The following is a 24,467-nucleotide window of genomic DNA, read 5'->3' as shown; positions in this document are numbered from 1 at the left end:
ACCATGACCCGCTCATTACGCATCTTTTACATCGCACTGTTCATGCTGATCCTGACAGCACTGGGCCTGTGGTCGATGCGCAGTTTCTTCGGCTTCAGCACCAACCCCGACGCGACCGTACTCAACGGACGCTGGGCCAAGGCCGTGGAAACTCATTACGACGACGAGTTCCCGATCAAGCGCCTGGGCACCAACATCTGGGCTGCGCTGGACTACAAGCTGTTCAATGAAGGCCGCAAAGGCGTGGTCCTGGGCCGCGACCAATGGCTGTACAGCGACGAAGAGTTCAACCCGATCGTCAACGAAGAGCTGAACCTGCAAGGCAACTACGCCCTGGTCGAAGGCGTGCGCCAAAAGCTCAAGGAACAAGGCATCACCCTGGTGATGGCGATCGTGCCTGCCAAGGCGCGCCTGTATCCAGAGCATTTGGGCGAAGTGAAGCCATCCAGCATCCACGCCAACCTGTACCAGGATTTCCATGCCCGCGTGGCAGCTGACAAGATCCTTGCCCCCGACTTGCTAGGCCCGTTGCAACAGGCCAAGCAAAGCGGCCAGCAAGTGTTCCTGCGCACCGACACCCACTGGACCCCGGAAGGCGCGCAAGTGGCCGCCGAGAACCTGGCCAAGGCCATCGCAGAAAAAACGCCACTCAACGGTGCGCCACAGCGCTTCGTCACCGAACCTGCGGAAAAAATCACCCACAAGGGCGACCTGCGCCAGTTCCTGCCGCTGGACCCGTTGTTTGAAAACCTGATGCCTGCCCAGGAACCACTGGTCAAGCGCAACACCCGTGAAGCCGATGACCAGCCGGCCGGCGACGACGCACTGTTCGCCGACGCCCAGGTGCCTGTGGCCCTGATCGGTACCAGCTACAGCGCCAACCCGAACTGGAACTTCGTCGGCGCACTCAAGCAGGCCCTGCACAGCGACGTGGTGAACTACGCCGAAGACGGCCATGGCCCGATTCTGCCGATGCTCAGCTACCTCAAGAGCGATGCCTTCAAGAACAGCCCGCCACAAGTGGTGATCTGGGAATTCCCCGAGCGCTACCTGCCCGTGAACAACGATATCGGCGATGCGGACCCGCAGTGGGTCGCAGAGCTCAAACAAGCCGGCGTAAATCAACAGAACGTCGCCGCTAACACTCAATCCGAGACGCCCGACCGGGCGCAAAACTGAAAGAGAGGTCCACCATGACTTTCAACACTACTCCTCGCCGTCTCGCCGCTCGCTCCTTCAAGGCTGTTGCCCTGGTCGCCAGCATGAGCGCCCTCTCGCTGTCCGCCTTCGCCGGTGACTCGGCCCTGTACGGCCCGGTCGCGCCAAAAGGCTCGAGCTTCGTGCGCATCTACAACGCCAGCAACGCCGAAGTCAGCGCCACCGTCGGCAGCACCAACCTCAACGACGTGGCTCCCCTGGCCAGCAGCGACTTCAGCTTCATGCCTGGCGGTGACTACAGCGCCAAGGTCGGCAGCCAGACCGTCCCGGTAAAACTGGCCCCCGATCACTATTACACCCTGGTCAACAACGCCAGCGGCCAGCCTCAACTGATCGAAGAGCCGCCGTTCAAGAACAAGCAGAAGTCCCTGGTCCGCGTACAGAACCTCACCGACAAGGCACTGACGCTCAAGACCGCCGACGGCAAGACCGAAGTGGTACCGAACGTGGCGGCCAAGGGCCGTGGCGAGCGTGAAATCAACCCGGTGAAAGTGAGCCTGGCGCTGTTCGAAGGCGACAAGAAAGTTGGCGACCTCAAGCCTGTCGCGCTTGAGCGCGGTGAAGCAGCGGTGCTGTACGTCACTGGCTCCGGAAGCAGCTTGTCGCCGGTCTGGGTAAAGCGTCCAGTGTCAACCCGCTGACAGATTCACTCGACTGACGCATTACCCCTGTGGGAGCGGGTTTGCTCGCGAATACGGTCTCACATTCAACATTGATGTTGGCTGAACCACCGCTTTCGCGAGCAAGCCCGCTCCCACCCTGAATCGGGGTGTCAGTCGGGTACGAAACAACAACAAGAGAGTGAAACGACAGAACGCAGTAGCTCTAAAACCATTTCGCTTCAAAGGAGTAACACACATGATTCCGGTGATCTTGTCAGGTGGTAGCGGCTCACGTCTTTGGCCGCTTTCGCGCAAGCAGTTCCCTAAACAGTTCCTGGCCCTGACCGGTGAACACACCCTGTTCCAGCAGACTCTCGAGCGCCTGGTGTTCGAAGGCATGGACACCCCGATCGTGGTCTGCAACAAAGACCACCGTTTCATCGTCAACGAGCAGTTGGCCAATCGCAAGCTCGAAGTCCAGCGCGTCCTGATGGAACCGTTCGGGCGCAACACCGCACCGGCCGTGGCGCTGACGGCGATGATGCTGGTCAACGAAGGCCGCGATGAGCTGATGCTGGTGCTGCCGGCCGACCACGTGATCGACGATCAGAAAGCCCTACAGCGCGCACTGGCCCTGGCCACCGTGGCTGCCGAGCGCGGCGAAATGGTGCTGTTCGGCGTACCGGCGACCAAACCGGAAACCGGCTACGGCTACATCAAGTCGACCAACGACGCGCTGCTGCCCGAAGGCGTGAGCCGCGTCTCGCACTTCGTCGAAAAACCCGACGTCAAGCGCGCCACCGAGTTCGTCGAGGCCGGCGGCTATTTCTGGAACAGCGGCATGTTCCTGTTCCGTGCCAGCCGTTTCCTCGAAGAGCTGAAAAAGCACGACCCGGACATCTACGACACCTGCCTGCTGACCCTGGAGCGCAGTGAGCAAACGGCCGACACCATCACCTTCGACGAAGCCACTTTCGCTTGCTGCCCGGACAACTCCATCGACTACGCCGTGATGGAAAAAACCCAGCGCGCCTGCGTGGTGCCGCTGTCCGCCGGCTGGAGCGATGTCGGTTGCTGGGCGTCGCTGTGGGAAGTCAATGAAAAGGACGCCAACGGCAACGTCACCAAGGGCGACGTGGTGGTCCAGGACAGCCGCAACTGCATGATCCATGGCAACGGCAAGCTGGTATCGGTGATCGGCCTGGAAAACATCGTGGTCGTCGAAACCAAGGACGCCATGATGATCGCCCACAAGGACAAGGTCCAAGGCGTCAAGCAGATGGTCAACACCCTCAACGCCCAGGGCCGTACCGAGACCCAGAACCACTGCGAAGTCTATCGTCCGTGGGGCTCGTATGACTCGGTGGACATGGGTGGCCGCTTCCAGGTCAAGCACATCTCGGTCAAGCCAGGCGCGTGCCTGTCGCTGCAGATGCACCACCACCGTGCCGAGCACTGGATCGTGGTCAGCGGCACCGCTGAAGTGACCTGCGACGAGAACGTGTTCCTACTCTGCGAGAACCAGTCGACCTACATCCCGATCGCCTCGGTCCACCGTCTGCGCAACCCAGGCAAGATCCCGCTGGAAATCATCGAAGTCCAGTCGGGCAGCTACCTGGGCGAAGACGACATCGAACGCTTCGAAGACATCTACGGTCGCTCCACCCCGGTCGAACGCGGCGTATCGGTGAAAACCATCGCGCAGTAAGACCAGCCAAACAAGAAGCCCTCGCCCAGCCGACTGCGTCCCCTATCCGCAGCCGGTTGGCCGGGGGCTTTTTTATGGAGCCTTTGCCGCCGGCCCATCATCGCTTCAACATTGCCCGTTCCCTTCGGTAGGATGTGACGATGCTATCGGAGGCTTCAACCATGCTTATCGGCGTTTTGCTGGTCATCACCTGGCTCATCCTGTTGCTGCGCTATCCGGCCAAGGCACTGCCGGTGTCCCTGGCGGCGTTCGTCGGGCTGGGACTGGTAGCCGCTTGGGTGCTCTGGCAGGAGAACCGTGAAAACCGGCAGCTGGATCGCCTGGAGCTGCGCATCACCTATGCCCCCGAACACTGCCCCGCCGACCGACCGCTGTCGCTGAATCTCAACAACGGCAACGACGTGCCGCTGACTGAATTGCGCTGGCGAATCGCAGCCTATGCGCCCGGCGACACCATCAACCTGGCCGACAACCCCTACGATGCTCCGCGCTACCGTGGCCCCGGCGCGTTGCAGGCTGGCGCCAACTGGCAAGACTGCCTGCCCCTGCCGCCGCTGCGTCCCGGCTATCGCCCGCAGACACTGGAGTTTCGCGCCGAGCGATTGCACGGTACTTTCTCCAACTGATTTTCCTCTCCTGACTTTTTGCATAAGGAATGCGCCATGCCCGTTGCGTTGATTACCGGATGTTCCAGCGGCATCGGCCGCGCCCTGGCCGATGCCTTCAAGGCCGCCGGCTACCAAGTTTGGGCGACGGCACGCAAGGCTGAAGACGTGGCGCAGCTCAGCGCCGCCGGTTTCAACGCCGAGCAACTGGACGTCAACGATGGCTCGGCCCTGGAGCAGTTGAGCGAGCGGATCAACCAACAGCACGGTGGCCTCGATGTGTTGATCAACAACGCCGGTTACGGTGCCATGGGGCCGCTGCTGGACGGCGGCGTACCGGCGATGCAGCGTCAGTTCGAAACCAATGTGTTCGCGGTCGTCGGGGTGACCCGCGCGCTGTTCCCGGTGTTGCGCCGGGCCAAGGGAATGGTGGTGAATATCGGCAGCGTTTCCGGTGTGCTGGTCACGCCGTTCGCCGGCGCCTACTGCGCTTCCAAGGCAGCGGTGCATGCCCTGAGCGATGCCCTGCGCATGGAGCTGGCGCCGTTCGGCATCCGGGTGATGGAAGTCCAGCCCGGCGCCATTGCCTCCAGCTTCGCCAAGAACGCCGGCCATGAAGCCGAACAGCTGATCAGCGAGCAATCGCCCTGGTGGCCCCTGCGCGACGGCATTCGCGCCCGGGCCAAGGCGTCCCAGGACAACCCGACCCCGGCCAGCGAATTTGCCGCCGGGTTGCTCAAAGCCGCGCAACAACCCAGGCCGCCGCGCCTGCTGCGCCTGGGCAATGGCAGCCGGGCATTGCCGTTGATGGCTGGCTTGCTGCCCAAGGGGTTGCTGGAGAAAGGGTTGATGAAGCGATTTGGGTTGGGTGGGTCGCTTTAGGGACGGCTTCGCCGCCCAGCGGGAGCAAGCTCCCTCGCCACGGGGGAATTGGCCACTAATTGAAATCTCGCAGCCACCCGAAATCCATGTGGGAGCGAGCTTGCTTGCGAAAGCGGTGTGTCAGCTTGCAGCAATGTCGAGTGTCCCGACGCCTTCGCGGCAAGCCCGCTCCCACAGGGGTTTGATGGTATGAGCGCTAACCCCGCGGCTCGACCACCACCGTACAGGTCATCCCCGCCGCCAGCAGCACATCTTCCGGCACTTCATCCAGATGAATGCGCACCGGCACCCGCTGGGCCAGGCGCACCCAGTTGAAGGTTGGGTTGACGTCGGCGACCAGCTCTCGGCTCTGGGGATTGTCGCGGTCGTAGATGCCGCGGGAGATGCTTTCCACATGGCCCTTGAGTAACTCACCGCTCATCAATTGCAACTGCGCCGCATCCCCGATCCGCACCTTGGGTAATTTGGTTTCTTCGAAGTAGCCGTAGACCCAGAACGAATGCATGTCGACCACCGCCATTTTCGCTTCGCCGATGCGGGCATAGTCACCCTGGTGCACGTTGAGGTTGGTGACGTAGCCATCCACCGCAGCGCGCACTTCGGTGCGTGCGAGGTTCAGTTCGGCCGCCTCCAGTTGCGCCTGGGCCTGCTGGTAATCGGCCAGGGCCGAGTCGGCGATGTTGCTCGCGTCGTCGCGGTTTTCCCGGGAGATCACCAGGCTGTCCAAGTCTGCGCGACGGTGGGCATTGACCTTGCGCATTTCCCAAGTGGCCTTGCGCGACGCCACCAGGGAGCGCGCCTGCTTGACCGCGATGCGGTAGTGCTCCGGGTCGATGCGCATCAGCAAGTCGCCCTTCTTCACTGTCTGGTTATCCCGCACCGGCACCTCGACCACTTCGCCGCTGACGTCCGCGGCGACGTTGATGATGTCGGCCCGCACCCGGCCATCGCGGGTCCAGGGCGTGTTCATGTAGTGCACCCACAACGTACGGCCGATCCACAGCGCCAGGGCCAGCACTAACAGCGTCGCCAGGAGGCTGAAAAACTTTTTCATCGCATCGTTCTCAACGGTAGACCGTCAGCGCGAGGGCGCCGAACAGACAGGTAAACAAGCTCAGGCGCAGCAACGCCGGGTGCCAGAAAAAGCGGTACAGGTCCAGCCCCGAGAGAAAGCGGTCGAGGGCCCAGGCCAGGGCCGCCGCGATGAAAAACATCAAGGTCATGGTGGGCATATACACGCCATGGAAGGCGAATTCACGGGGCATGTTCAGGTTCCTGGAGCAGCGGCCTGGCATAGGCCGCCATGGGTGATTGCGGGTCGAGCAGCGAGGTGCGGATGAAATGCAGGTAACTTTTCACCCGGCGCAGGGCCGAAGTGTCGAAATGGGGGGCGAAGGGCTCGTCGGTGGCCTGCACGCGGCTGATGGCGTGATCCACCGCCACCAGCGCACGCTCCAGATTGCTCTGGCCCGGCTGGCGGAACAGCCGCACCAGCGCGCGCCCCATCACCCGGATCGCCTGGCGCCATGGCTGGCTTTCGGCATAAGCCGGATGCACCGGCAGAATCGCCTGTTCCTTGCGCAACTCGATAATCGCGTGGCCGACTTCCAGCACCACGAACATCCAGCGCAAGAGATCGCGCTGCACCCGGGGTTGGCCCGCCGCCAGCCCGTAGGCCTGGTGCAGCAAGTCACGGGTGCGGCTTTCAAAACCCGAAGCGAGGCCCTTGAGCCCGCCGCTGATGGCGAACACCACTTGCTCGCGCAGATCCTGCTCCAGACGGTGCCACATCCAGCGGCTGTTGGGCGGCAGGATGATTGCCCCGGCAGCGGCGCACACCAGCATGCCGAGGATCATCGCGATGTAGTCGTTGATGAAGGCGTAGGGGTTGTAGACCGTCAGGTTGTCCGGCACGGAACCTGTGCAGAAAAAGATCAGCAACCCCAGCCCGACCCCGGCATATTGCGCGCGCGAACTGAGGAATGACCCCAGCATGATGACCGGCGCGAGCATCACGCAGAGCAACGGGAAACCGTCGATCAGCGGAAAGATGAAGAACATCTCGACGAAGCCGATCAACGCCCCGAACAGCGTGCCGCAAGCCATCTGGAAGGCCATGCGCTTAGGGTTCGGCGTGGCGGCCGACAAGCCCACGGTGGCGGCGGCGATCATCGTCATGGTTGCGCCGCTCGGCCAGGCCGTAGCGACCCAATAGCTGCCCAGGACCAGCAAAATAAAGGCAGCCCGAACCCCCGATGCGGTCGCCGCCAGCCAATTGGTCTGTGGTACGAACGGTTCGTCCCAGCGCTCGCGTTCGTGGCGATGGTCGGCCAGGGAGGCGTGAGTCAGGGCGTAGCCATGCAGGTCGTCGACGAAGCGATAGAGCAACTCGTAGGCGGTGTGGAAATCCAGTTGCTGGTCATCGCTCGGTGCGGTTTCCTGGAACAGCGCCCGCAGCCTTCGCACCTGGGCCGGCAAATCGGCCTTGTAGTCGGCCAGCGCCGCCGCCAGGCGCGCCGCATCGGCATCGGTCAGGGCTCGCGCGCTGAAACCGTCGAGCAATTCAGCCAGGGTTTGCAGGCCCGGCTTGATGGCGTTCACTACGTGGTCCGCCGCGCTGCTGCGCAAGCGCTCGAGCAACTGGTGCAAGGCGTTGAAGCGGGTAGTAATACCCATGAATTCGCTGTTCAAGCGGCTGAGTCGGCCGTTGCGTTGACGCATGTGCGGGTCTTCGAACACCGTCACGCTGCGCAGGCTCTCCAGGCCGACGGCTTCGGCGATGAAACGCACATTGCCGGCCTCGAAGGCCTCCCGCTTGCTGCGTCCACGCAGACCGTCAGTGACGAACAGGGCAAACACCCCGAAGCGCTGGTACAAGGCATTGCGCATGGCAGCGCTGGCGGTCTGCGGCAGGATCGCGGCGCTGACCAACGTGGCGCAGAGAATCCCCAGGGAAATCTCCAGCACCCGCCAGACCGCCGCCATGAACGCTCCTTCCGGATGGGCCAGGGCCGGCAGGCCGATCATCGCGGCGGTATAGCCCGCCAGCACGAAGCCATAGGCGCGAAAGTTGCGATAGCGCGCCGCCCCCGCCGAACAAATGCCGACCCAGATCGCCAGGCAGCCAAGAAACAGCTCGGTGTTCTGGGCGAACAAGGCGATCAACGCCACCATCACCGCCGAGCCGGCCAGGGTACCGAGCAAGCGATAGAAACTCTTGGCGAAGACTTGGCCACTTTGGGGCTGCATCACGATGAACACGGTGATCATGGCCGTGCGCGGTTGCGGCAACTCCAGGCGCATCGCCAGCCACAGCGTCAGGAACGCGGCAAACAGGACCTTGAACATGTAGACCCAGGTCACGCCATCGCTGCGCGCCCATTCGAAAAAGCCACGGCGCCATTCAAGGCGATACAACCAGCATGCGGGGGCGAGTAAAGACGTCATGAAGGGACTACTCAGCATTGTGGCTCAGGTCAGGACTGTCGCTGCCTGCCTCCAGCCCACCGCCCAGCGCGGTCACCAGGTCGGCATGGGCCGTCAGGCGCGCCGCTTCCACTTGCTGTTGCACTTGTTGCTGCTTGAATAAGAGACTTTGGGCGTTGAGCACGTTGAGGTAGTCAGTCAGCCCACGCTGGAACGCCACCAGCGCGATGTCATAGGTGCGCTGCGCGGCGGCCACCGATTCGGCGGCGAAGGCTTGTTGCTTGTCCAGGGACTCGCGACGGATCAACTGATCGGAAAGGCCCTTGAGCGCGTTTACCAGCGTCTGGTTGTAGTGCGCCACGGCGACGTCATAACCGGCCGCCGCCTCCCCCAATTGTGAGCGCAGGCGCCCGCCATCGAAGATCGGTAGCGAGATGGCCGGCCCGACGCTGTAGGTGAGTTTCTTGCCGGTCAAAAACTCCAGCGCACCACCGCCGGTGGCCATGTAACCCAAGCTCCCCACCAGATCGACGTTGGGATAGAAGCCGGCGCGGGCCACATCGATGCCGCGGGCCTGGGCCGCCACCTGCCAACGCCCGGCAACCACGTCCGGACGCTGGCCGAGCAGTTCGGCGGGCAAGGCCGACGGCAATTTCAAGGGCGCACCGAGGGCCAGGGTTGGACGCTGCAAGCGCGCGCCCTCCCCCGGGCCCTTGCCGGCCAGCGCGGCCAATTGATTGCGACTCAAGGCAATGGCTTCGTCGAGGGCATCGAGTTGCCGATGGGTTTCGGGCAGCGGCGCCTGGGCCTGGCTGACTTCGAAATGGGTACCGATGCCACCGTCCAGGCGTTTTTGGGCCAGATCGAGGATCTGTTCCTGCTGGCGAAGCGTCGCGACGACAATATCGCGCTGGGCGTAGTGCAGCGAAAACTGGATGTAGGCGCGCACGATGTTGTTCTGCAATTCCAGTTGCGCCTGCCGTGCCTCGGCAACGCTGACGTGAGCCAGGTCGACGGCCCGTTCGCTGGCGTTGCGCTCACGGCCCCATAGATCCAGGGCGTAGCTCAAGCCCAGGCCTGCGTTATTGTCCCAGGTGGTGGTGTCGGCCAGCTCGCCAGGCCCATAGAACTGATCGGTGGGCCAGTTGTGGCGCTTGAGGGCCGACTCGGCGTTGACCTGCAGCGACTCGGCGGCCTCGGCGATACCCGCCAGTGCCCGGGCCTGACGCACTCGGGCCGCAGCCATGGCCAGGCTTGGACTGTCCTGCACGGCCAGATCGATCCAGCGATCCAGTTGTCGGTCGCCATAGGCTTGCCACCACTGGCGAGTGGGCCAATGGGCGTCGCGGGCGGCTTCGCGGATGGCGGCATCGGTGGCCAACTGATTGGCCGACATCGCCTCGCCTTGCGGGGCGATCCCGCCTGTGCCGAGGCAACCGCTGATGGTTAATGTCAAAACCCAAACACTGAGAGTCTTCAGCTCTCTGCTGATGCAACGCGGCACTTGCGCAAAATTCCTAGGAGAGAAAACGAACATCCTGTGGGAGCGGGCTTGCTCGCGAAGACGAACTAACATTCAACATCGTCGTGGCCAGGTCCATCGCCTTCGCGAGCAAGCCCGCTTCCACAAGTTCTGCGCCAGACATCAGAACGAACCTGCGTCACAGTGGCGGCAATTCTAGGCATCGCCCCCAACGGCGATAAGCCGACCTTTCTGCGAATCTTTGTTACCGTAAACGCGATAATCCATTAGTCGGGGTCCCGCAGCTCTGTAACTTCATGTCACAATTTGCCACCTCCCAAGAGAGCCCTTCATGGACACCTTGCAAAACATGCGCGCGTTCAGCTGCGTTGCCGAAGCCGGCAGCTTCACCGCCGCCGCCGTGCAACTGGACACCACGACCGCCAATGTCTCGCGTGCGGTTTCCAACCTGGAAGCCCATCTGCAAACGCGCCTGCTCAACCGCACGACCCGCCGCATTGCCTTGACCGAGGCCGGTAAACGCTACTTGCTGCGCTGCGAGCAGATCCTGGCGTATGTCGAGGAAGCCGAAGCCGAGGCCAGCGATGCCCATGCCCGCCCCGCCGGGCAGTTGAAAGTCCATACGATGACCGGCATTGGCCAGCATTTCGTGATCGACGCCATCGCCCGCTACCGCAAGACCCACCCGGATGTGACCTTCGACCTGACCCTGGCCAACCGCGTACCGGACATCCTGGATGAGGGCTACGACGTCTCCATCGTGCTTGCCAGCGAGTTGCCAGACTCGGGCTTCGTCTCCCAGCGCCTGGGCATCACCTACAGCATCGTCTGCGCTTCACCTGCCTACGTGAAAGCCAGCGGCTGCCCGCAAAAGCCCAGCGACCTGCTCAACCACGCCTGCCTGCGCCTGGTCAGCCCGGTCATTCCGCTGGAAAAATGGGTGTTCGACGGCCCGGAAGGCCAGGAGATGGTCACTATCAACAGCTCACCGTTCTTGGTGAACTCTGCCGATGCGATGAAAACCGCGATCACCAGCGGCATGGGCGTGGGGGTATTGCCGGTGTACGCCGCCATCGAAGGCTTGCGCAACGGCACGCTGGTGCGGGTCATGCCCAACTACCGCTCCCAGGAACTCAACCTCTATGCAATCTACCCTTCGCGCCAATACCTGGATGCGAAGATCAAGACCTGGGTCGAGTACCTGCGAGGCTCATTGCCGGAGATCCTGGCGGCGCACCAGGCCGAGCTGACGGCCTATGAACTGAGTGGAAGCCTGGCGGGGGCACGGGCAGCGAACTGAAGCCGCCGCCGTGCTCGGGGAATGAGTGTCAGCGCTTGCCCATCGAGCGGCGTGTGCCGGGAGGCGCGGCGCCTGGGGTCTTGGTATGGCCGTTCTTTGCGCCGTTCTTGTACCACGGTTGCTGCGCGGCGCCTTTGGCCGAGGCCAGCTCGCCGGGCTTGAACGGGAACTTGAACGCAGGTATTGCCGCGTTGCCGCTCTCGGTGCTGGAAGCGTCACTGTCGGGCAGGCCGGCCTGTTCGCCGCCCGGGAGCTCGTCCGCAGGCGAAGGTATCGGGGAATTCATGTAAAGCTCCGGGGTAATGCGTGCAAGTCGGTCCGCAGGGCGAGCCGTGAAAGGCGCCAGTATACCTGCCCGTTATCGCAGTGCGCGGGCAGATTGATGCGCAACAACGATTCATCCGACCATCAACCGAGACGAAACTGACAAGCCTGACAGTTAGCCGTCACCTTCCTGACCGGCTCGCAACGCTATATAAGAAAGCTATAAATCCTGAGTCCCGAACCGGCCCTTCATATCCATGCGCATCCAGAAGAAAACTGTCCTGCTCGTCGCACTGCTGGTCGCCCTGGCGGCCCTCGTCCTCTGGTTTGTCATGAAGCCGGTCACCGCCAAGCCCGGCGCTCCCGCCGCCGTTCCGGTACGGGTCGTCAGCGTGGTGCAAAAGGATGTGCCGCGCTTCGCCAGCGGGATTGGCACGGTGCTGTCGCTGCACAGCGTGGTGATCCGCCCACAAATCGACGGCATCCTCACCAAACTGTTGATCAAGGAAGGGCAACTGGTCAAAAAGGGTGATTTGCTGGCGACCATCGACGACCGCTCGATCCGCGCCAGCCTCGACCAGGCCCGAGCCCAGCTCGGCGAGAGCCAGGCACAACTGGCGGTGGCCCAAGTCAATCTCAAGCGCTACAAACTACTGAGTGTCGACGACGGCGTGTCGAAGCAGACCTACGACCAGCAACAGGCATTGGTCAACCAACTCAAGGCCACCGTCCAAGGCAATCAGGCAGCCATCGACTCGGCACAGGTGCAGTTGTCCTACACCCAGATCCGCTCTCCGGTGACCGGTCGCGTTGGTATTCGCAATGTGGACGAAGGCAATTTCCTGCGCACCAGCGATGCCGAAGGCCTCTTCAGTGTGACCCAGATCGACCCGATCGCCGTGGAGTTCTCCCTGCCCCAGCAAATGTTGCCTACGTTGCAGCGATTGATCGCCGCCCCCGAGCAAGCCTTGGTCAAGGCCTATATCGGCGCCGAGGGCGCCACCGGGGAAGCGCTTGCCGAAGGGCGCCTGAGCCTGATCGACAACCAGATCAACGCCAACACCGGCACCCTGCGGGCCAAGGCGGAATTCGACAACGCCGCGCAACGGCTATGGCCCGGGCAGTTGGTGACACTCAAGATCCAGACCGCCCTCGACAAGGACGCGCTGGTGGTGCCTCCGACCGTCGTCCAGCGTGGCCTGGAGCAAGCCTTCGTGTACCGGGTCAAGGGCGACAAGGTCGAAAGCGTCCCGGTGACGATTGTTTACCAGGACAGCGACATCCACATCGTCAAAGGGGTGAATGCCGGCGACCAGTTGGTAAGCGACGGCCAGTCACGGCTCAAGCCGGGTACCAGCATCCAGGTGCTCAGTGACCCGCCAGCCCTGGCCAAGACCTCGGAGCCGCAACCATGAAGGGCCGCGGTTCGATTTCGGCGTGGTGCATCGATCACCCCATCGCCACGGTTCTGCTGACCTTCGCCCTGGTCCTGCTGGGATCGATCGCGTTTCCTCGCCTGCCCGTGGCGCCGTTGCCGGAAGCTGAATTCCCGACTATCCAGGTCAATGCCCAATTACCCGGCGCCAGCCCCGAAACCATGGCGTCGTCGGTGGCGACACCGCTGGAAGTGCAATTCAGCGCCATCCCCGGCATCACCCAGATGACTTCCAGCAGTGCGTTGGGCTCGACCAACCTGATCCTGCAATTCAGCCTCGACAAAAGCATCGACACCGCCGCCCAGGAAGTGCAGGCGGCGATCAATACCGCCGCCGGCAAACTGCCCAGCGATATGCCGAACCTGCCGACCTGGCGCAAGGTCAACCCAGCCGACAGCCCCGTGCTGATCCTCAGCATCAGCTCGACCCTGATGCCCGGCACGGAGCTGAGCGACTACGTCGAGACCTTGCTTTCTCGCCAGATCAGCCAGATCGATGGCGTAGGCCAGATCTACATTACCGGCCAGCAGCGTCCGGCGATCCGCGTCCAGGCCTCCGCTGACCGGCTCGCCGCCATCGGCCTGACACTGGCCGACATCCGCGTGGCGCTGCAGCAAGCCAGCCTCAACCTGGCCAAGGGCGCGCTGTACGGCGAGTCGAGTGTTTCCACCCTGTCCACCAACGACCAGTTGTTCCAGCCTGAGGAATACGGCGACCTGATCGTGTCGTACAGGAACGGGGCGCCGGTCCAGCTCAGGGACATCGCCAAAGTCGTCAACGGCTCGGAAAACGCCTACGTCCAGGCCTGGTCCGACAACGAACCAGGGGTCAACCTGGTGATCTTCCGCCAACCAGGGGCGAACATCGTCGAAACCGTCGACCGTGTCCAGGCGGCCTTGCCCACCTTGCAAGCCATGTTGCCTGCCGCCGTGCAGGTCAAGGTGCTGATCGACCGCACCCAGACCATCCGCGCCTCGTTGCACGAGGTCGAGATCACCTTGCTGATTGCCGTGATGCTGGTGGTGGCGGTCATGGCGCTGTTCCTGCGCCAGCTCTCTGCGACCTTGATCGTCTCGGCGGTATTGGGGGTGTCGCTGACCGCCAGTTTCGCGCTGATGTACGTGATGGGCTTCAGCCTCAACAACCTGACCCTGGTGGCGATCGTCATCTCGGTGGGGTTCGTGGTGGACGATGCGATTGTGGTGGTGGAGAACATCCACCGGCACCTGGAGGCCGGCGACGGCATGCGTGAAGCGGCGATCAAGGGGGCCGGCGAGATCGGCTTCACCGTCGTCTCCATCAGTTTCTCCCTGGTGGCAGCGTTCATTCCGCTGCTGTTCATGGGTGGCGTGGTGGGTCGCCTGTTCAAGGAATTTGCCCTGACCGCCACCTCGACCATTCTGATTTCAGTGGTGGTGTCCCTCACGCTGGCACCGACCCTGGCCGCGTTGTTCATGCGCGCCCCGGTGCATCACACCCACGGCAAGGCAGGGTTTGGCGAACGCCTGCTCGGCTGGTATGAACGCGGCCTGCGCCGGGCACTGGCCCATCAAAAGTTGATGATCGGCGTGTTCGGCCTGACCCTGGCGCTGGCGGTGGTGGGCTACGTGTTCATTCCCAAGGGTTTTTTCCCGGTACAGGACACCGGCCTGGTGCTGGGTACCAGCGAAGCGGCGGCGGATGTGTCGTTCCCGGACATGGTGGCCAAGCACAAGGCCCTGGCCGAGATCGTCGCCGCCGACCCGGCGGTGCAGACCTTTTCCCACTCCGTGGGTGTTTCGGGCAACAACCAGACCATCGCCAACGGCCGTTTCTGGATCGCCCTCAAGCCCCGGGGCGAACGTGACGTATCGGCCAGCGGCTTCATCGACCGGATCCGCCCGAAACTGCTGAAGATCCCCGGCGTGGTGCTGTACCTGCGCGCTGGGCAGGACATCAACCTCAGTTCCGGCCCCAGCCGCGCCCAGTATCAATACGTGCTCAAGAGCAACGACGGGCCGAGCCTCAACGCCTGGGCGCAGAAACTCACCGACAAGTTGCGGGGCAATCCGGCGTTCCGTGATATTTCCAACGACTTGCAACTGGGCGGCAGCGTCACCCACATCAACATCGACCGCAGCGCGGCGGCACGCTTCGGCCTCACCGCCACCGATGTCGACCAGGCCCTTTATGACGCTTTCGGCCAGCGGCAGATCAATGAATTCCAGACCGAGACCAACCAGTACAACGTGATCCTGGAACTCGACACCGCGCAACGGGGCAAGGCGCAAAGCCTGGCGTATTTCTACCTGCGCTCGCCCCTGAGCGGGGAAATGGTGCCGCTCTCGGCCCTGGCCCGATTCGATACCCCGAGCAACGGCCCGTTGTCCATCGCCCACGATGGCATGTTCCCGGCTGCGAACCTGTCGTTCAACCTGGCGCCCGGCGTGGCCCTGGGCGATGCGGTGCGCATCCTCGACCAGGCGAAGAACGAGATCGGCATGCCGGCCGCCATCACCGGTAACTTCCAGGGCGCGGCCCAGGCATTCCAGAGTTCTCTTGCCAGCCAGCCGTGGCTGATCCTCGCCGCGCTGGTGGCGGTGTACATCATCCTCGGTGTGCTCTACGAGAGTTTCGTGCATCCATTGACGATCATTTCCACCTTGCCTTCGGCCGGTCTTGGCGCCTTGATCATGCTGTGGTTGCTGGGCCAGGATTTTTCGATCATGGCGCTGATCGGGCTGGTCCTGCTGATCGGCATCGTCAAGAAGAACGGCATCCTGATGATCGACTTCGCCCTCGACGCCCAGCGCAACGGTGCAATGGCGCCCCAGGAGGCAATTTTCCAGGCCTGCCTGACCAGGTTCCGCCCGATCATGATGACCACCCTGGCCGCCCTGCTCGGTGCCCTGCCGCTGATGCTCGGCTATGGCCCTGGCGCGGAGCTGCGCCAGCCGTTGGGCATCGCGGTGGTCGGCGGCCTGCTGGTGAGCCAGGCGCTGACGCTGTTCACCACACCGGTCATATACTTGTGGCTGGAGCGCCTGTTTCATCGGCCCGCCCATTCGCCCGGATCCGCGCCGGCCATGGCACAGACGACCACAGACTGAGGCGGGGCCATGCGCGTTCTGATCATCGAAGACGAAGAAAAAACCGCGGACTACCTGCACCGCGGCCTGACCGAACAGGGCTATACCGTGGACGTTGCGCCAGACGGTATCGAGGGCCTGCACCTGGCCCTGGAAAGCGATTACGCAGTGATCGTGCTCGACGTGATGCTGCCGGGCCTGGACGGCTTCGGCGTGCTGCGAGCCCTGCGCGCGCGCAAGCAGACACCGGTGATCATGCTCACCGCCCGGGAACGGGTCGAAGACCGCATCAAGGGCCTGCGCGACGGCGCCGACGATTACCTTGGCAAGCCATTCTCCTTCCTGGAACTGGTGGCCCGCCTGCAGGCCCTGACCCGTCGCAGTGGCGGCCACGAACCGGTGCTGGTGAGCATCGCCGACCTGTGGATCGACCTGATCAGCCGCAAGGCCACCCGCGCCGGCCAGCGCCTGGACCTGACGGCCAAGGAGTTCTCTCTGCTCAGCGTGCTGGCGCGCCGCCAGGGCGAGATCCTGTCGAAGACCGCCATTGCCGAAATGGTCTGGGACATCAATTTCGACAGCGACGCCAACGTCGTGGAAGTGGCAATCAAGCGCCTGCGGGCCAAGCTCGACGGGCCGTTCGAACAGAAGCTGCTGCACACCATCCGCGGGATGGGCTACGTGCTGGAGAGTCGAAGCGATGACCAACCCTAACAGCATCGCCCTGCGCCTGAGTGGCATGTTCACGCTGGTGGCGGCGCTGGTATTCCTGTTGATTGGCGGCGCCTTGTACCAGCAGGTCGTCAAGGGCCTTGGCCTGCTGCCCGAAGCCGAGCTCGATGCCCGCTACAGCGTCCTGGAATCCACCGTTGGCCGTTACGGCACGGCTGAGCACTGGGTCAAGATCAATAACAAACTGCGCCTGCTGGGCGAGGAAGACAAACGCATCCATTTCTGGATCGTCAGCGGTGATCCGCACTTTGAATACGGCAATCCCGATGCACGGATCCGCGCCTTTGCCCAAGGGCCGCTGGGTAAACGCGACCTGAAGCTGCCCCATCGGCACTATCCAATGAAAGTGCTGGTGAGCCAGTTCCCGGCCAAGGACCATCGTCCGCCGCTGCGTTTCATGATCGGCATCGACACCGAGACCTTCTACCAGACCCAGCACCGTCTGCTGGTGGCCCTGGTGAGCCTGGCGATTGTCGGGGTGCTGCTGGCTTCGTTGCTGGGCTATTGGGTGGCGAAAATCGGCCTCAAGCCCCTGATAAAACTCTCCGACGAAGCCCAGCGCCTGGCCCCTCCTCGTCTGTCCGGGCGCTTGCAACTGACGCCGCTGCCGCCGGAACTCAGCCAGTTCGTCAGTTCCTTCAACGCCACCCTCGACCGGGTCGAGCAGGCCTATTCGCGGCTCGAATCGTTCAATGCCGATGTTGCCCATGAACTGCGCTCGCCCCTGACCAACCTCATCGGCCAGACCCAGGTGGCGCTGACCCGTGGGCGGTCGGCCGAACACTACTTCGAGGTCCTGCAATCCAACCTCGAAGAGTTGGAACGACTGCGCTCGATCATCAACGACATGCTGTTCCTGGCCAGTGCCGACCAGGGCAGCAAGGCCACCAAGCTGACCAGCACGTCCCTGGCCGGTGAAGTGGCAACCACCCTCGACTACCTGGATTTCATCCTCGAAGACGCCCAGGTCCAAGTCCGGGTCAGCGGCGACGCCAGGGCCAACATCGAGATCGCCCACCTGCGTCGCGCGTTGATCAACCTCCTGAGCAACGCCGTGCAGCACACCGCCCCAGGCCAGGTGATCGACGTGCGCATCGAAGCCCTTGGCGACCAGATCATCCTCGCCGTTACCAACCCCGGCGAACCGATCGCCGGCGAACACCTGCCGCGCCTGTTCGAACGCTTCTATCGGGTGGACGCCTCGCGCAGCAACAGCGGCGCCAACCACGGCTTGGGGCTGGCCATCGTCAAGGCGATAGCACTGATGCACGGTGGAGATGTGTTCGTGCGCAGTGACCATGGCGCCAATACCTTCGGGATCCGTTTACCGGCCTGACGCATTCGCCCCACGCTGCCTCCCTGGCGAATTTTCCAGCCCATTGAATGCTGGGCGAAAGCCAACTGGAGCAGAATCGGAATCCAACGGCCTTGCCTCGCTCCTATAGGTCATTGCGCGAACATTGATTGCCCGCTTGCACCGATCCAAGCACAATTCAGCAAAAGGCCAGTATCTGGCTCACTCCCAGTGATGCCCGCTTTTGGGACGGATCCCAGCCACACGACAATGCAGACATCGGAACCATGAGCGCGAGCAGTGCGACACCCCGCAATCCCCCCTCTTCGATACGCTCGGAACGGGTACTCGTACTGGCCAGTTCATTGGTCGTCATCGCCATCCTGGGCATCGTGACCTTCTTGCTGATTCGCGAGCACGCCAGTGCCCAGCAAGCGGCGACACGGGCGGCAACCAACATCGTGCAACTGATCGACGCCGACGTGCTGCGCAACGTCGAACTCTACGACCTGTCGCTGCAAGGCCTGATCGCTACCGCAAAACGTGACGACCTCAAGGATGTTTCGCCGACGATTCGCCATCTGGCCCTGTTCGACCGCGCCACGGCGGCGCCTTATAAAGGCGACATACTGCTGCTCGATAAGCGCGGCGATGTGATTGCCGATTCCGCCTCGATCGAACCGCGCAAAGGCAACTACGCCGATCGCGAATATTTCCAGTCCCACCTCCAGGATCCCAAGCCGGGCATGATGATCAGCCGCCCGTTCCGCTCCAGAAGTATCGCCCAGGACTGGCGCATCAGTTTCAGCTACCGACTGAGCGACGAGCAGGGTGACTTCCTGGGCGTGGCCGAGGCCGCGATGCGCCTGAGCTACTTCAGCCAACTGTTCAAGAGCCTGAACATCGGCCACGGCGGGACGGTCAACCTGGTCAGCCGCGACGGTATTCTATTGGCACAAGAACCACCCTTGGCCGAAGACATGATTGGCAAGGATTTCAGCAGCCGACCAAACTTCGTGCGCATCCTGCACGAAGGCAACGGCAGCTTTACCGGCATATCCAGCGTCGACCAGACGCAGCGCCTGTACACTTTTTCCCAGGTCGGCAACCTGCCACTGATCGTCGTGGTGGCGCTCTCCTCCCAAGAGGTATTTGCATCCTGGAAACGCACGGCATTACTGGTCAGCGGCGCCACGGGCGCGCTGTGCATCAGTTTGCTCTGGCTCACCTGGCTGCTGCGCCGCGAATTGAGACGCCGCCACAATGCCGAGCGGGAATTGGCGCAACTGGCTTCAATCGACTCGCTGACAGGGTTGGCCAACCGGCGAACACTGGACCAGATGCTGCAACAGGAATGGCTACGAGCCCAACGCTCGGGCCAACCGCTGTCTGTCCTGATGATCGATGCCGATCACTTCAAGGCGTTCAACGATCGCCATGGCCACCAGCGGGGGGATGAGGCCCTGCGAGCCCTGGCGCAGTTGATCGGCGAACATGTCCGGCGCCCCGCTGACCTTGCCGCGCGCTACGGCGGTGAAGAATTCTCGGTGGTGCTGCCAGAGACGACTACCGCAGGCGCCTTCACCATGGCCCAGAATATTCGCGAAGCCGTGGAACAGTTGCCGGGGGACGTGCCGATGACTGTCAGCATCGGCATCGCCACGTGGGTTCAAGGCCCGTACGGCGAACTGGAACAATTGCTGCACGCCGCCGACAAGGCGCTGTACCAGGCCAAGGCCAGTGGGCGTAATCGGGTGGTTTGTGCGATGTAGCAGCCGTTACAACCGCCACCACCTCCGTGGCGAGGGAGCTTGCTCCCGCTGGGCTGCGTAGCAGCCCCAATACACCGCAGCGCCAAGTCTCAGGGCCGCTGCGCGCCCCAGCGGGAGCAAGCTCCCTCGCCACAAGTGCATCACTCCGAGGAATCGCGCTCATAAAAAAGGGCCACCCGAAGGCAGCCCTTAAAAAACTAGAGAGGTTTTTTGCTTACACGGCCGCGACAGGGCGCATGTAAGAGATTGGTGCGGTGCTGGCGTCTTCGAACGTCACGACTTCCCAAGCGTCTTTCTGCTCAATCAACTTGCGCAGCAGCTGGTTGTTCAGTGCATGGCCGGACTTGAAGCCCTTGAACTCACCAATCAGGCTATTGCCCAGCAGGTAGAGGTCGCCGATTGCATCGAGGATCTTGTGCTTGACGAATTCGTCTTCATAACGAAGGCCGTCTTCGTTCAAAACACCATCGGAATCGACCACGATCGCGTTTTCAACACTGCCGCCGAGTGCGAGGTTGTGCTTGCGCAGATACTCGATGTCACTCATGAAACCAAAGGTACGGGCGCGGCTGACTTCTTTTACGAACGAAGTGCTGGAAAAATCCACGCTTGCACTCTGGGTGCGGTCACGGAAAACCGGGTGATCGAAATCGATCTCGAAGCTCACCTTGAAACCTTCGAAAGGGACAAAAGTGGCGCGCTTGTCGCCATCTTCCACTGTCACTTCCCGCAGGATACGGATGAACTTCTTGGCAGCGTCCTGCTCTTCCAGGCCAGCCGATTGAATCAGGAATACGAAGGGTCCGGCACTGCCATCCATGATCGGGACTTCGGACGCGGAGAGCTCGACGTAGGCGTTATCGATGCCCAGGCCAGCCATGGCCGAGAGCAAATGCTCCACCGTATCCACTTTGGTGTCACCGTTGACCAACGTGGTCGACATAGTGGTTTCACCAACGTTTTCCGCGCGAGCAGGGATCTGCACCACAGGGTCGAGGTCGGCACGACAAAACACAATGCCGGTATCGATAGGCGCGGGCTTGAGGGTCAGGTAGACCTTCTCGCCGGAGTGCAAGCCGACACCTGTGGCACGGATAATATTCTTCAGGGTGCGTTGTTTAATCATGGCATGGGCCGCTTCAGCGCAAATTGCGAACTGGTATCAACAAAGGCTGGCGATGATAGCAGACCAGACCTTTGCTGAACACCAATCACCCGTATCCCCCTGATACATTCCATCAATCGGCCTGACGACGCAGGAATGCCGGGATGTCCAGGTAATCCAGATCGTCTTGTGGATTCATCTTCGCGGCAGTCGCAGCACCGGCCTGGGCCTGGTTGCGCATGACGGTCGGACGGTCCAGGTCACGGTAGTTCACCGCAGGCGCTTCCTGACGGGCAGACACTTGTTGTTGCGGTTGCGAAGCCATGGAGGTGTGAACGGTATTGTCGATGACCTTCACAGGCTTCTCGATTTTCGCGCCCAGACCGGTGGCAACCACGGTGACGTGCAGCTCATCGCGCATGTCTGGATCGATAACGGTACCGACCTTGACCATCGCGTGCTCGGAAGCGAAGGCTTCAATGATGCTACCCACGTCGGAGTACTCACCCAGGGACAGGTCAGGACCGGCGGTGATATTCACCAGGATGCCGCGTGCGCCTTGCAGGTTCACGTCTTCGAGCAATGGGTTGCGAATGGCCGCTTCGGTGGCCTCGCGTGCACGGTTCGGACCGCTGGCGCAGCCAGTGCCCATCATCGCCATGCCCATTTCGCTCATGACTGTCCGTACGTCGGCAAAGTCGACGTTGATCATGCCCGGACGCTTGATGATGTCGGAGATACCGCGAACGGCACCGGCCAGTACATCGTCAGCCTTGGCGAAAGCCGACAGGAGGCTCGCGTCTTTACCGAGGATGGTCAGCAGCTTCTCGTTGGGGATGGTGATCAACGAGTCAACGCTTTCAGACAGCAGACGGATACCTTCGTCGGCAATCTGCATGCGCTTGCGGCCTTCGAACGGGAACGGACGAGTCACCACCGCAACGGTGAGGATCCCCATTTCCTTGGCCACTTCGGCAATGATCGGCGCCGCACCGGTACCGGTACCGCCGCCCATGCCCGTCGTGATGAACACCATGTTGGTGCCCTGAAGGACTTCGGCAATGCGCTCACGGTCTTCGAGAGCGGCCTGACGACCGACTTCAGGGTTGGCGCCGGCGCCCAGGCCTTTGGTTACGCCAGTGCCCAGTTGCAGGATGGTCCGCGCGCCGATGGATTTCAGTGCCTGGGCATCAGTGTTGGCGCAGATGAATTCAACGCCTTCAATGTTGCTCTTGACCATGTGGTTGACAGCGTTGCCGCCGCCACCGCCGACTCCGATTACTTTGATAACCGGGCTAGCGGGGATGTTGTCTACGAGTTCAAACATTTTCCCTCTCCTTACATTCTCTAGTTTTTTTTCGCCTACTGCGTTTTTTACCGCCTTCCAGCGCCAAGCCTGAAACTTGCCGCTCGAAGCTTTGAACCTGTGTTAAAAATTGCCTTTCACCCAAGCCTGGAGCCGCTCGAACAGCGGCGCCTTCGGCTCGTCGTTGCTGTAGCTGTCGCGGCTGCCGATGCCTGAGAACGAAATCCCGTCGGACTGCTTTTGCAGGCCGTACATCAACAGGCCCACGCCAGTGGAATAGATCGGGTTGCGAACCACGTCATCCAGGCCCTTGACGCCATGGGGCACGCCCAGGCGCACCGGCATGTGGAAAATCTCTTCGGCCAGCTCGACCGCGCCTTCCATCTTCGACGTACCGCCGGTCAGCACGATGCCGGCCGGGATCAGGTCTTCGTAGCCGCTGCGACGCAGCTCGGCCTGGATCAGCGTGAACAATTCGTCGTAGCGCGGCTCGACCACTTCGGCCAGGGCCTGGCGGGACAGTTCGCGCGGTGGACGGTCGCCGACGCTTGGCACCTTGATGGTTTCACCGGCACCGGCCAGTTTCGCCAGGGCGCAGGCGTAGCGGATCTTGATTTCCTCGGCGTACTGGGTCGGGGTGCGCAGCGCCATGGCGATGTCGTTGGTCACCTGGTCGCCGGCAATCGGGATCACCGCCGTGTGGCGAATGGCGCCTTCGGTGAAGATCGCGATGTCGGTGGTGCCGCCGCCGATGTCCACCAGGCACACGCCCAGCTCTTTCTCGTCGTCGGTCAGCACCGAGTAGGCCGAGGCCAGTTGCTCAAGGATGATGTCGTCGATTTCCAGGCCGCAGCGGCGCACGCATTTTTCAATGTTCTGTGCCGCGTTCACGGCACAGGTGACCACGTGGACCTTGGCTTCCAGGCGCACGCCGGACATGCCCAGGGGCTCACGCACGCCTTCCTGGTTATCGATCACGTAATCCTGCGGCAGGGTGTGCAGCACACGCTGGTCGGCCGGGATCGCTACGGCCTGGGCCGCGTCGAGCACGCGTTCGAGGTCGGCGGAGCTGACTTCGCGATCACGAATCGCCACGATGCCGTGGGAGTTGAGGCTGCGGATGTGATTGCCCGCCACGCCGACGAACGCCGAGTGGATCCGGCAACCGGCCATCAGCTGCGCTTCTTCGATGGCGCGCTGGATCGATTGCACGGTGGACTCGATGTTCACCACCACGCCTTTTTTCAAGCCGCGGGACGGGTGCGTACCGATCCCGACGATGACCAGCGTGCCGTCGTCCGCGACTTCGCCTACCAGCGCTACCACCTTGGAAGTGCCGATATCCAGACCGACGATCATTTTTCCGCTTTGCACGTTTGCCATGGGTCCTGCCTCTTCTTAATTCTTCGCGACGGCGGGTGCGGCCGTCGTCGGCGCTACAGGTTCGCGCCAGCCAACAGCGAGGCCGTTGGCGTAGCGCAGATCGATGCGCGCAATGTTCGTAATCTGTTCTTTGAGCGTCTTGTCATAGATGGCGATGAAGCGGCGCATCTTTTCAACCAGGTTGCCGCGACCGAGCAGCAGCTCGATGCCCGGTCCCGAGCTGCCCGCGCCAGTGGTCAGGAACCAGCTGCCGCGCTCACGCAATTCCAGGCGCGCGATGGAGAAGCCCAGAGGCCGCAACATCTGACTCAACACCTGGTATTGCTGCATCACTTGCTGCTGGGCCCGCTGAGGACCGAACAGTTGTGGCAAATGTTCGTAGTTCGCCAGTTCCCGCGGCGTGAACGCCTGGCCCTGGTTGTTCAGCAACGACTCGTCGCCCCAACGGGCCACTGGCAGTTGCTCTTCCAGGCGAATAGACACCTGGTCTGGCCATACCCGCCGTACTTCGGCATGGGCGATCCAGGGCATCTGTTCCAGTTCGGTGCGCATGGCCGCCAGGTCAATGGTGAAGAAGCTCGACGCCACGTAGGGGGCGATCCGCTGCTGCACCGCTTGCTGGCTGATATAGCTCAAGTCGCCCTGCACGTTGATCCGGGCAATCGGCCGGTCGGCATAAGGCAGCAGCCGTTGTGCGCCTTCATACGTACCGAACCCCAACACCACCAGCAGTACCGGCCAGAACAGGCTCTTGAGAAAACCAAAATTGGCTTTCGGCAGGCGCGCCGACATCGGCTCCTTGGCCACCATCCGGCTGGCACCCCGCGGCACCGGCTTGCGGCCGGGTGCGGTGGGCTGATGACGAAGCGATGCGCCTTGCATG

Annotated in this window: 20 protein-coding genes; 11 read left to right on the top strand and 9 right to left on the bottom strand. The window is 62.3% G+C overall.

What is annotated here, in order from left to right; genetic code table 11:
* Nucleotides 1–3: 3 nt before the first annotated feature.
* The 5 genes from AD663_RS04550 (at nucleotide 4) to AD663_RS04530 (ending at nucleotide 5,015) form a co-directional block, all read left to right on the top strand.
* Nucleotides 4–1,179 carry an alginate O-acetyltransferase gene (locus tag AD663_RS04550; protein WP_053213342.1) on the top strand — a complete coding sequence of 392 codons (1,176 nt, stop codon included), beginning with the start codon at nucleotides 4–6 and terminating at the stop codon, nucleotides 1,177–1,179.
* Nucleotides 1,180–1,193: 14 nt separating this feature from the next.
* Nucleotides 1,194–1,859 carry an alginate O-acetyltransferase AlgF gene (locus AD663_RS04545; protein WP_003178270.1) on the top strand — a complete coding sequence of 222 codons (666 nt, stop codon included), beginning with the start codon at nucleotides 1,194–1,196 and terminating at the stop codon, nucleotides 1,857–1,859.
* Between the two features lie 217 nt (nucleotides 1,860–2,076).
* Nucleotides 2,077–3,528, top strand: coding sequence for a mannose-1-phosphate guanylyltransferase/mannose-6-phosphate isomerase (locus AD663_RS04540; RefSeq protein ID WP_033045920.1), 1,452 nt, complete (start codon nucleotides 2,077–2,079; stop codon nucleotides 3,526–3,528).
* Between the two features lie 161 nt (nucleotides 3,529–3,689).
* A complete protein-coding gene (locus tag AD663_RS04535; protein WP_003178267.1) occupies nucleotides 3,690–4,154 on the top strand; it encodes a hypothetical protein in 465 nt (154 codons plus the stop codon).
* Nucleotides 4,155–4,190: 36 nt separating this feature from the next.
* Nucleotides 4,191–5,015: an SDR family oxidoreductase gene (locus tag AD663_RS04530; RefSeq protein WP_053213341.1), complete on the top strand. Its 825-nt coding sequence runs from the start codon at nucleotides 4,191–4,193 to the stop codon at nucleotides 5,013–5,015.
* Nucleotides 5,016–5,211: 196 nt separating this feature from the next.
* On the opposite strand, the gene AD663_RS04525 is transcribed toward AD663_RS04530, so the two are convergent.
* Genes AD663_RS04525 through AD663_RS04510 form a run of 4 tightly spaced genes read right to left on the bottom strand, consistent with a single transcriptional unit; the run spans nucleotide 5,212 to nucleotide 9,945 of the window.
* Nucleotides 5,212–6,069, bottom strand: coding sequence for an HlyD family secretion protein (locus AD663_RS04525; protein WP_053213340.1), 858 nt, complete (start codon nucleotides 6,067–6,069; stop codon nucleotides 5,212–5,214).
* A 10-nt stretch (nucleotides 6,070–6,079) separates the two neighbouring features.
* Nucleotides 6,080–6,280 (bottom strand): DUF1656 domain-containing protein, encoded by a 201-nt coding sequence (locus AD663_RS04520; protein WP_003178261.1) that lies wholly within the window; start codon nucleotides 6,278–6,280, stop codon nucleotides 6,080–6,082.
* On the bottom strand, nucleotides 6,270–8,462 hold the full coding sequence (locus AD663_RS04515) for an FUSC family protein (protein ID WP_053213356.1): 2,193 nt from the start codon (nucleotides 8,460–8,462) through the stop codon (nucleotides 6,270–6,272). Before AD663_RS04515 ends, AD663_RS04520 begins: the two co-directional genes overlap by 11 nt.
* A 7-nt stretch (nucleotides 8,463–8,469) precedes the next feature.
* Nucleotides 8,470–9,945 carry an efflux transporter outer membrane subunit gene (locus AD663_RS04510; protein ID WP_053213339.1) on the bottom strand — a complete coding sequence of 492 codons (1,476 nt, stop codon included), beginning with the start codon at nucleotides 9,943–9,945 and terminating at the stop codon, nucleotides 8,470–8,472.
* A gap of 310 nt (nucleotides 9,946–10,255) precedes the next feature.
* Between AD663_RS04510 and AD663_RS04505 the strand changes: the two genes are divergently transcribed.
* Nucleotides 10,256–11,224 (top strand): LysR family transcriptional regulator, encoded by a 969-nt coding sequence (locus AD663_RS04505; protein WP_003178254.1) that lies wholly within the window; start codon nucleotides 10,256–10,258, stop codon nucleotides 11,222–11,224.
* 28 nt (nucleotides 11,225–11,252) lie between these two features.
* Here the strand turns inward: AD663_RS04505 and AD663_RS04500 are convergent, their stop codons facing one another.
* Complete coding sequence (locus AD663_RS04500) at nucleotides 11,253–11,510, bottom strand: hypothetical protein (protein WP_053213338.1); 258 nt, start codon at nucleotides 11,508–11,510, stop codon at nucleotides 11,253–11,255.
* Nucleotides 11,511–11,745: 235 nt separating this feature from the next.
* On the opposite strand from AD663_RS04500, the gene AD663_RS04495 reads away from it, so the two are divergent.
* The 5 genes from AD663_RS04495 to AD663_RS04475 all read left to right on the top strand — a co-directional run bounded on the left by AD663_RS04495 (nucleotide 11,746) and on the right by AD663_RS04475 (nucleotide 19,790).
* Nucleotides 11,746–12,903 (top strand): efflux RND transporter periplasmic adaptor subunit, encoded by a 1,158-nt coding sequence (locus AD663_RS04495; RefSeq protein ID WP_003178249.1) that lies wholly within the window; start codon nucleotides 11,746–11,748, stop codon nucleotides 12,901–12,903.
* On the top strand, nucleotides 12,900–16,013 hold the full coding sequence (locus AD663_RS04490; RefSeq protein ID WP_053213337.1) for a multidrug efflux RND transporter permease subunit: 3,114 nt from the start codon (nucleotides 12,900–12,902) through the stop codon (nucleotides 16,011–16,013). Before AD663_RS04495 ends, AD663_RS04490 begins: the two co-directional genes overlap by 4 nt.
* A gap of 9 nt (nucleotides 16,014–16,022) precedes the next feature.
* Nucleotides 16,023–16,706 carry a heavy metal response regulator transcription factor gene (locus AD663_RS04485; RefSeq protein WP_053213336.1) on the top strand — a complete coding sequence of 228 codons (684 nt, stop codon included), beginning with the start codon at nucleotides 16,023–16,025 and terminating at the stop codon, nucleotides 16,704–16,706.
* Nucleotides 16,693–18,060 (top strand): heavy metal sensor histidine kinase, encoded by a 1,368-nt coding sequence (locus AD663_RS04480; RefSeq protein ID WP_053213335.1) that lies wholly within the window; start codon nucleotides 16,693–16,695, stop codon nucleotides 18,058–18,060. Before AD663_RS04485 ends, AD663_RS04480 begins: the two co-directional genes overlap by 14 nt.
* A 245-nt stretch (nucleotides 18,061–18,305) precedes the next feature.
* Nucleotides 18,306–19,790: a sensor domain-containing diguanylate cyclase gene (locus AD663_RS04475; protein ID WP_003178241.1), complete on the top strand. Its 1,485-nt coding sequence runs from the start codon at nucleotides 18,306–18,308 to the stop codon at nucleotides 19,788–19,790.
* Nucleotides 19,791–20,004: 214 nt separating this feature from the next.
* Here AD663_RS04475 and lpxC read toward each other — a convergent pair whose 3' ends face one another.
* The 4 genes from lpxC to AD663_RS04455 all read right to left on the bottom strand — a co-directional run bounded on the left by lpxC (nucleotide 20,005) and on the right by AD663_RS04455 (nucleotide 24,466).
* Nucleotides 20,005–20,916 carry a UDP-3-O-acyl-N-acetylglucosamine deacetylase gene (gene lpxC, locus AD663_RS04470; protein ID WP_003178240.1) on the bottom strand — a complete coding sequence of 304 codons (912 nt, stop codon included), beginning with the start codon at nucleotides 20,914–20,916 and terminating at the stop codon, nucleotides 20,005–20,007.
* A 112-nt stretch (nucleotides 20,917–21,028) separates the two neighbouring features.
* The gene (gene ftsZ, locus AD663_RS04465; RefSeq protein WP_003178239.1) at nucleotides 21,029–22,222 is read right to left on the bottom strand and encodes a cell division protein FtsZ; all 1,194 of its coding nucleotides are present in this window, start codon (nucleotides 22,220–22,222) and stop codon (nucleotides 21,029–21,031) included.
* 102 nt (nucleotides 22,223–22,324) lie between these two features.
* A complete protein-coding gene (gene ftsA / locus AD663_RS04460; RefSeq protein WP_003178237.1) occupies nucleotides 22,325–23,584 on the bottom strand; it encodes a cell division protein FtsA in 1,260 nt (419 codons plus the stop codon).
* Between the two features lie 15 nt (nucleotides 23,585–23,599).
* Nucleotides 23,600–24,466, bottom strand: a complete 867-nt coding sequence (locus AD663_RS04455; RefSeq protein ID WP_033045919.1) for a cell division protein FtsQ/DivIB — start codon at nucleotides 24,464–24,466, stop codon at nucleotides 23,600–23,602.
* Nucleotide 24,467: the final 1 nt, after the last annotated feature.

Source organism: Pseudomonas sp. Q12-87 (assembly GCF_001269755.1).
In the GTDB taxonomy this organism is placed as follows: domain Bacteria; phylum Pseudomonadota; class Gammaproteobacteria; order Pseudomonadales; family Pseudomonadaceae; genus Aquipseudomonas; species Aquipseudomonas fluorescens_S.
The sequence above is the reverse complement of the archived record's forward strand: the minus strand, read 5'-3'. Positions and strand labels throughout refer to the sequence as shown.

What these genes read in the sequence shown, in the direction of transcription:
- ftsZ (WP_003178239.1), bottom strand. Translation starts at nt 22,222, where the DNA reads ATGTTTGAACTCGTAGACAACATCCCCGCTAGCCCGGTTATCAAAGTA.
- AD663_RS04505 (WP_003178254.1), top strand. Translation starts at nt 10,256, where the DNA reads ATGGACACCTTGCAAAACATGCGCGCGTTCAGCTGCGTTGCCGAAGCC.
- AD663_RS04495 (WP_003178249.1), top strand. Translation starts at nt 11,746, where the DNA reads ATGCGCATCCAGAAGAAAACTGTCCTGCTCGTCGCACTGCTGGTCGCC.
- AD663_RS04485 (WP_053213336.1), top strand. Translation starts at nt 16,023, where the DNA reads ATGCGCGTTCTGATCATCGAAGACGAAGAAAAAACCGCGGACTACCTG.
- lpxC (WP_003178240.1), bottom strand. Translation starts at nt 20,916, where the DNA reads ATGATTAAACAACGCACCCTGAAGAATATTATCCGTGCCACAGGTGTC.
- AD663_RS04540 (WP_033045920.1), top strand. Translation starts at nt 2,077, where the DNA reads ATGATTCCGGTGATCTTGTCAGGTGGTAGCGGCTCACGTCTTTGGCCG.
- AD663_RS04480 (WP_053213335.1), top strand. Translation starts at nt 16,693, where the DNA reads ATGACCAACCCTAACAGCATCGCCCTGCGCCTGAGTGGCATGTTCACG.
- AD663_RS04455 (WP_033045919.1), bottom strand. Translation starts at nt 24,466, where the DNA reads ATGCAAGGCGCATCGCTTCGTCATCAGCCCACCGCACCCGGCCGCAAG.
- AD663_RS04515 (WP_053213356.1), bottom strand. Translation starts at nt 8,462, where the DNA reads ATGACGTCTTTACTCGCCCCCGCATGCTGGTTGTATCGCCTTGAATGG.
- AD663_RS04535 (WP_003178267.1), top strand. Translation starts at nt 3,690, where the DNA reads ATGCTTATCGGCGTTTTGCTGGTCATCACCTGGCTCATCCTGTTGCTG.
- AD663_RS04550 (WP_053213342.1), top strand. Translation starts at nt 4, where the DNA reads ATGACCCGCTCATTACGCATCTTTTACATCGCACTGTTCATGCTGATC.
- AD663_RS04525 (WP_053213340.1), bottom strand. Translation starts at nt 6,069, where the DNA reads ATGAAAAAGTTTTTCAGCCTCCTGGCGACGCTGTTAGTGCTGGCCCTG.
- AD663_RS04530 (WP_053213341.1), top strand. Translation starts at nt 4,191, where the DNA reads ATGCCCGTTGCGTTGATTACCGGATGTTCCAGCGGCATCGGCCGCGCC.
- AD663_RS04490 (WP_053213337.1), top strand. Translation starts at nt 12,900, where the DNA reads ATGAAGGGCCGCGGTTCGATTTCGGCGTGGTGCATCGATCACCCCATC.
- AD663_RS04520 (WP_003178261.1), bottom strand. Translation starts at nt 6,280, where the DNA reads ATGCCCCGTGAATTCGCCTTCCATGGCGTGTATATGCCCACCATGACC.
- AD663_RS04475 (WP_003178241.1), top strand. Translation starts at nt 18,306, where the DNA reads ATGAGCGCGAGCAGTGCGACACCCCGCAATCCCCCCTCTTCGATACGC.
- AD663_RS04500 (WP_053213338.1), bottom strand. Translation starts at nt 11,510, where the DNA reads ATGAATTCCCCGATACCTTCGCCTGCGGACGAGCTCCCGGGCGGCGAA.
- ftsA (WP_003178237.1), bottom strand. Translation starts at nt 23,584, where the DNA reads ATGGCAAACGTGCAAAGCGGAAAAATGATCGTCGGTCTGGATATCGGC.
- AD663_RS04545 (WP_003178270.1), top strand. Translation starts at nt 1,194, where the DNA reads ATGACTTTCAACACTACTCCTCGCCGTCTCGCCGCTCGCTCCTTCAAG.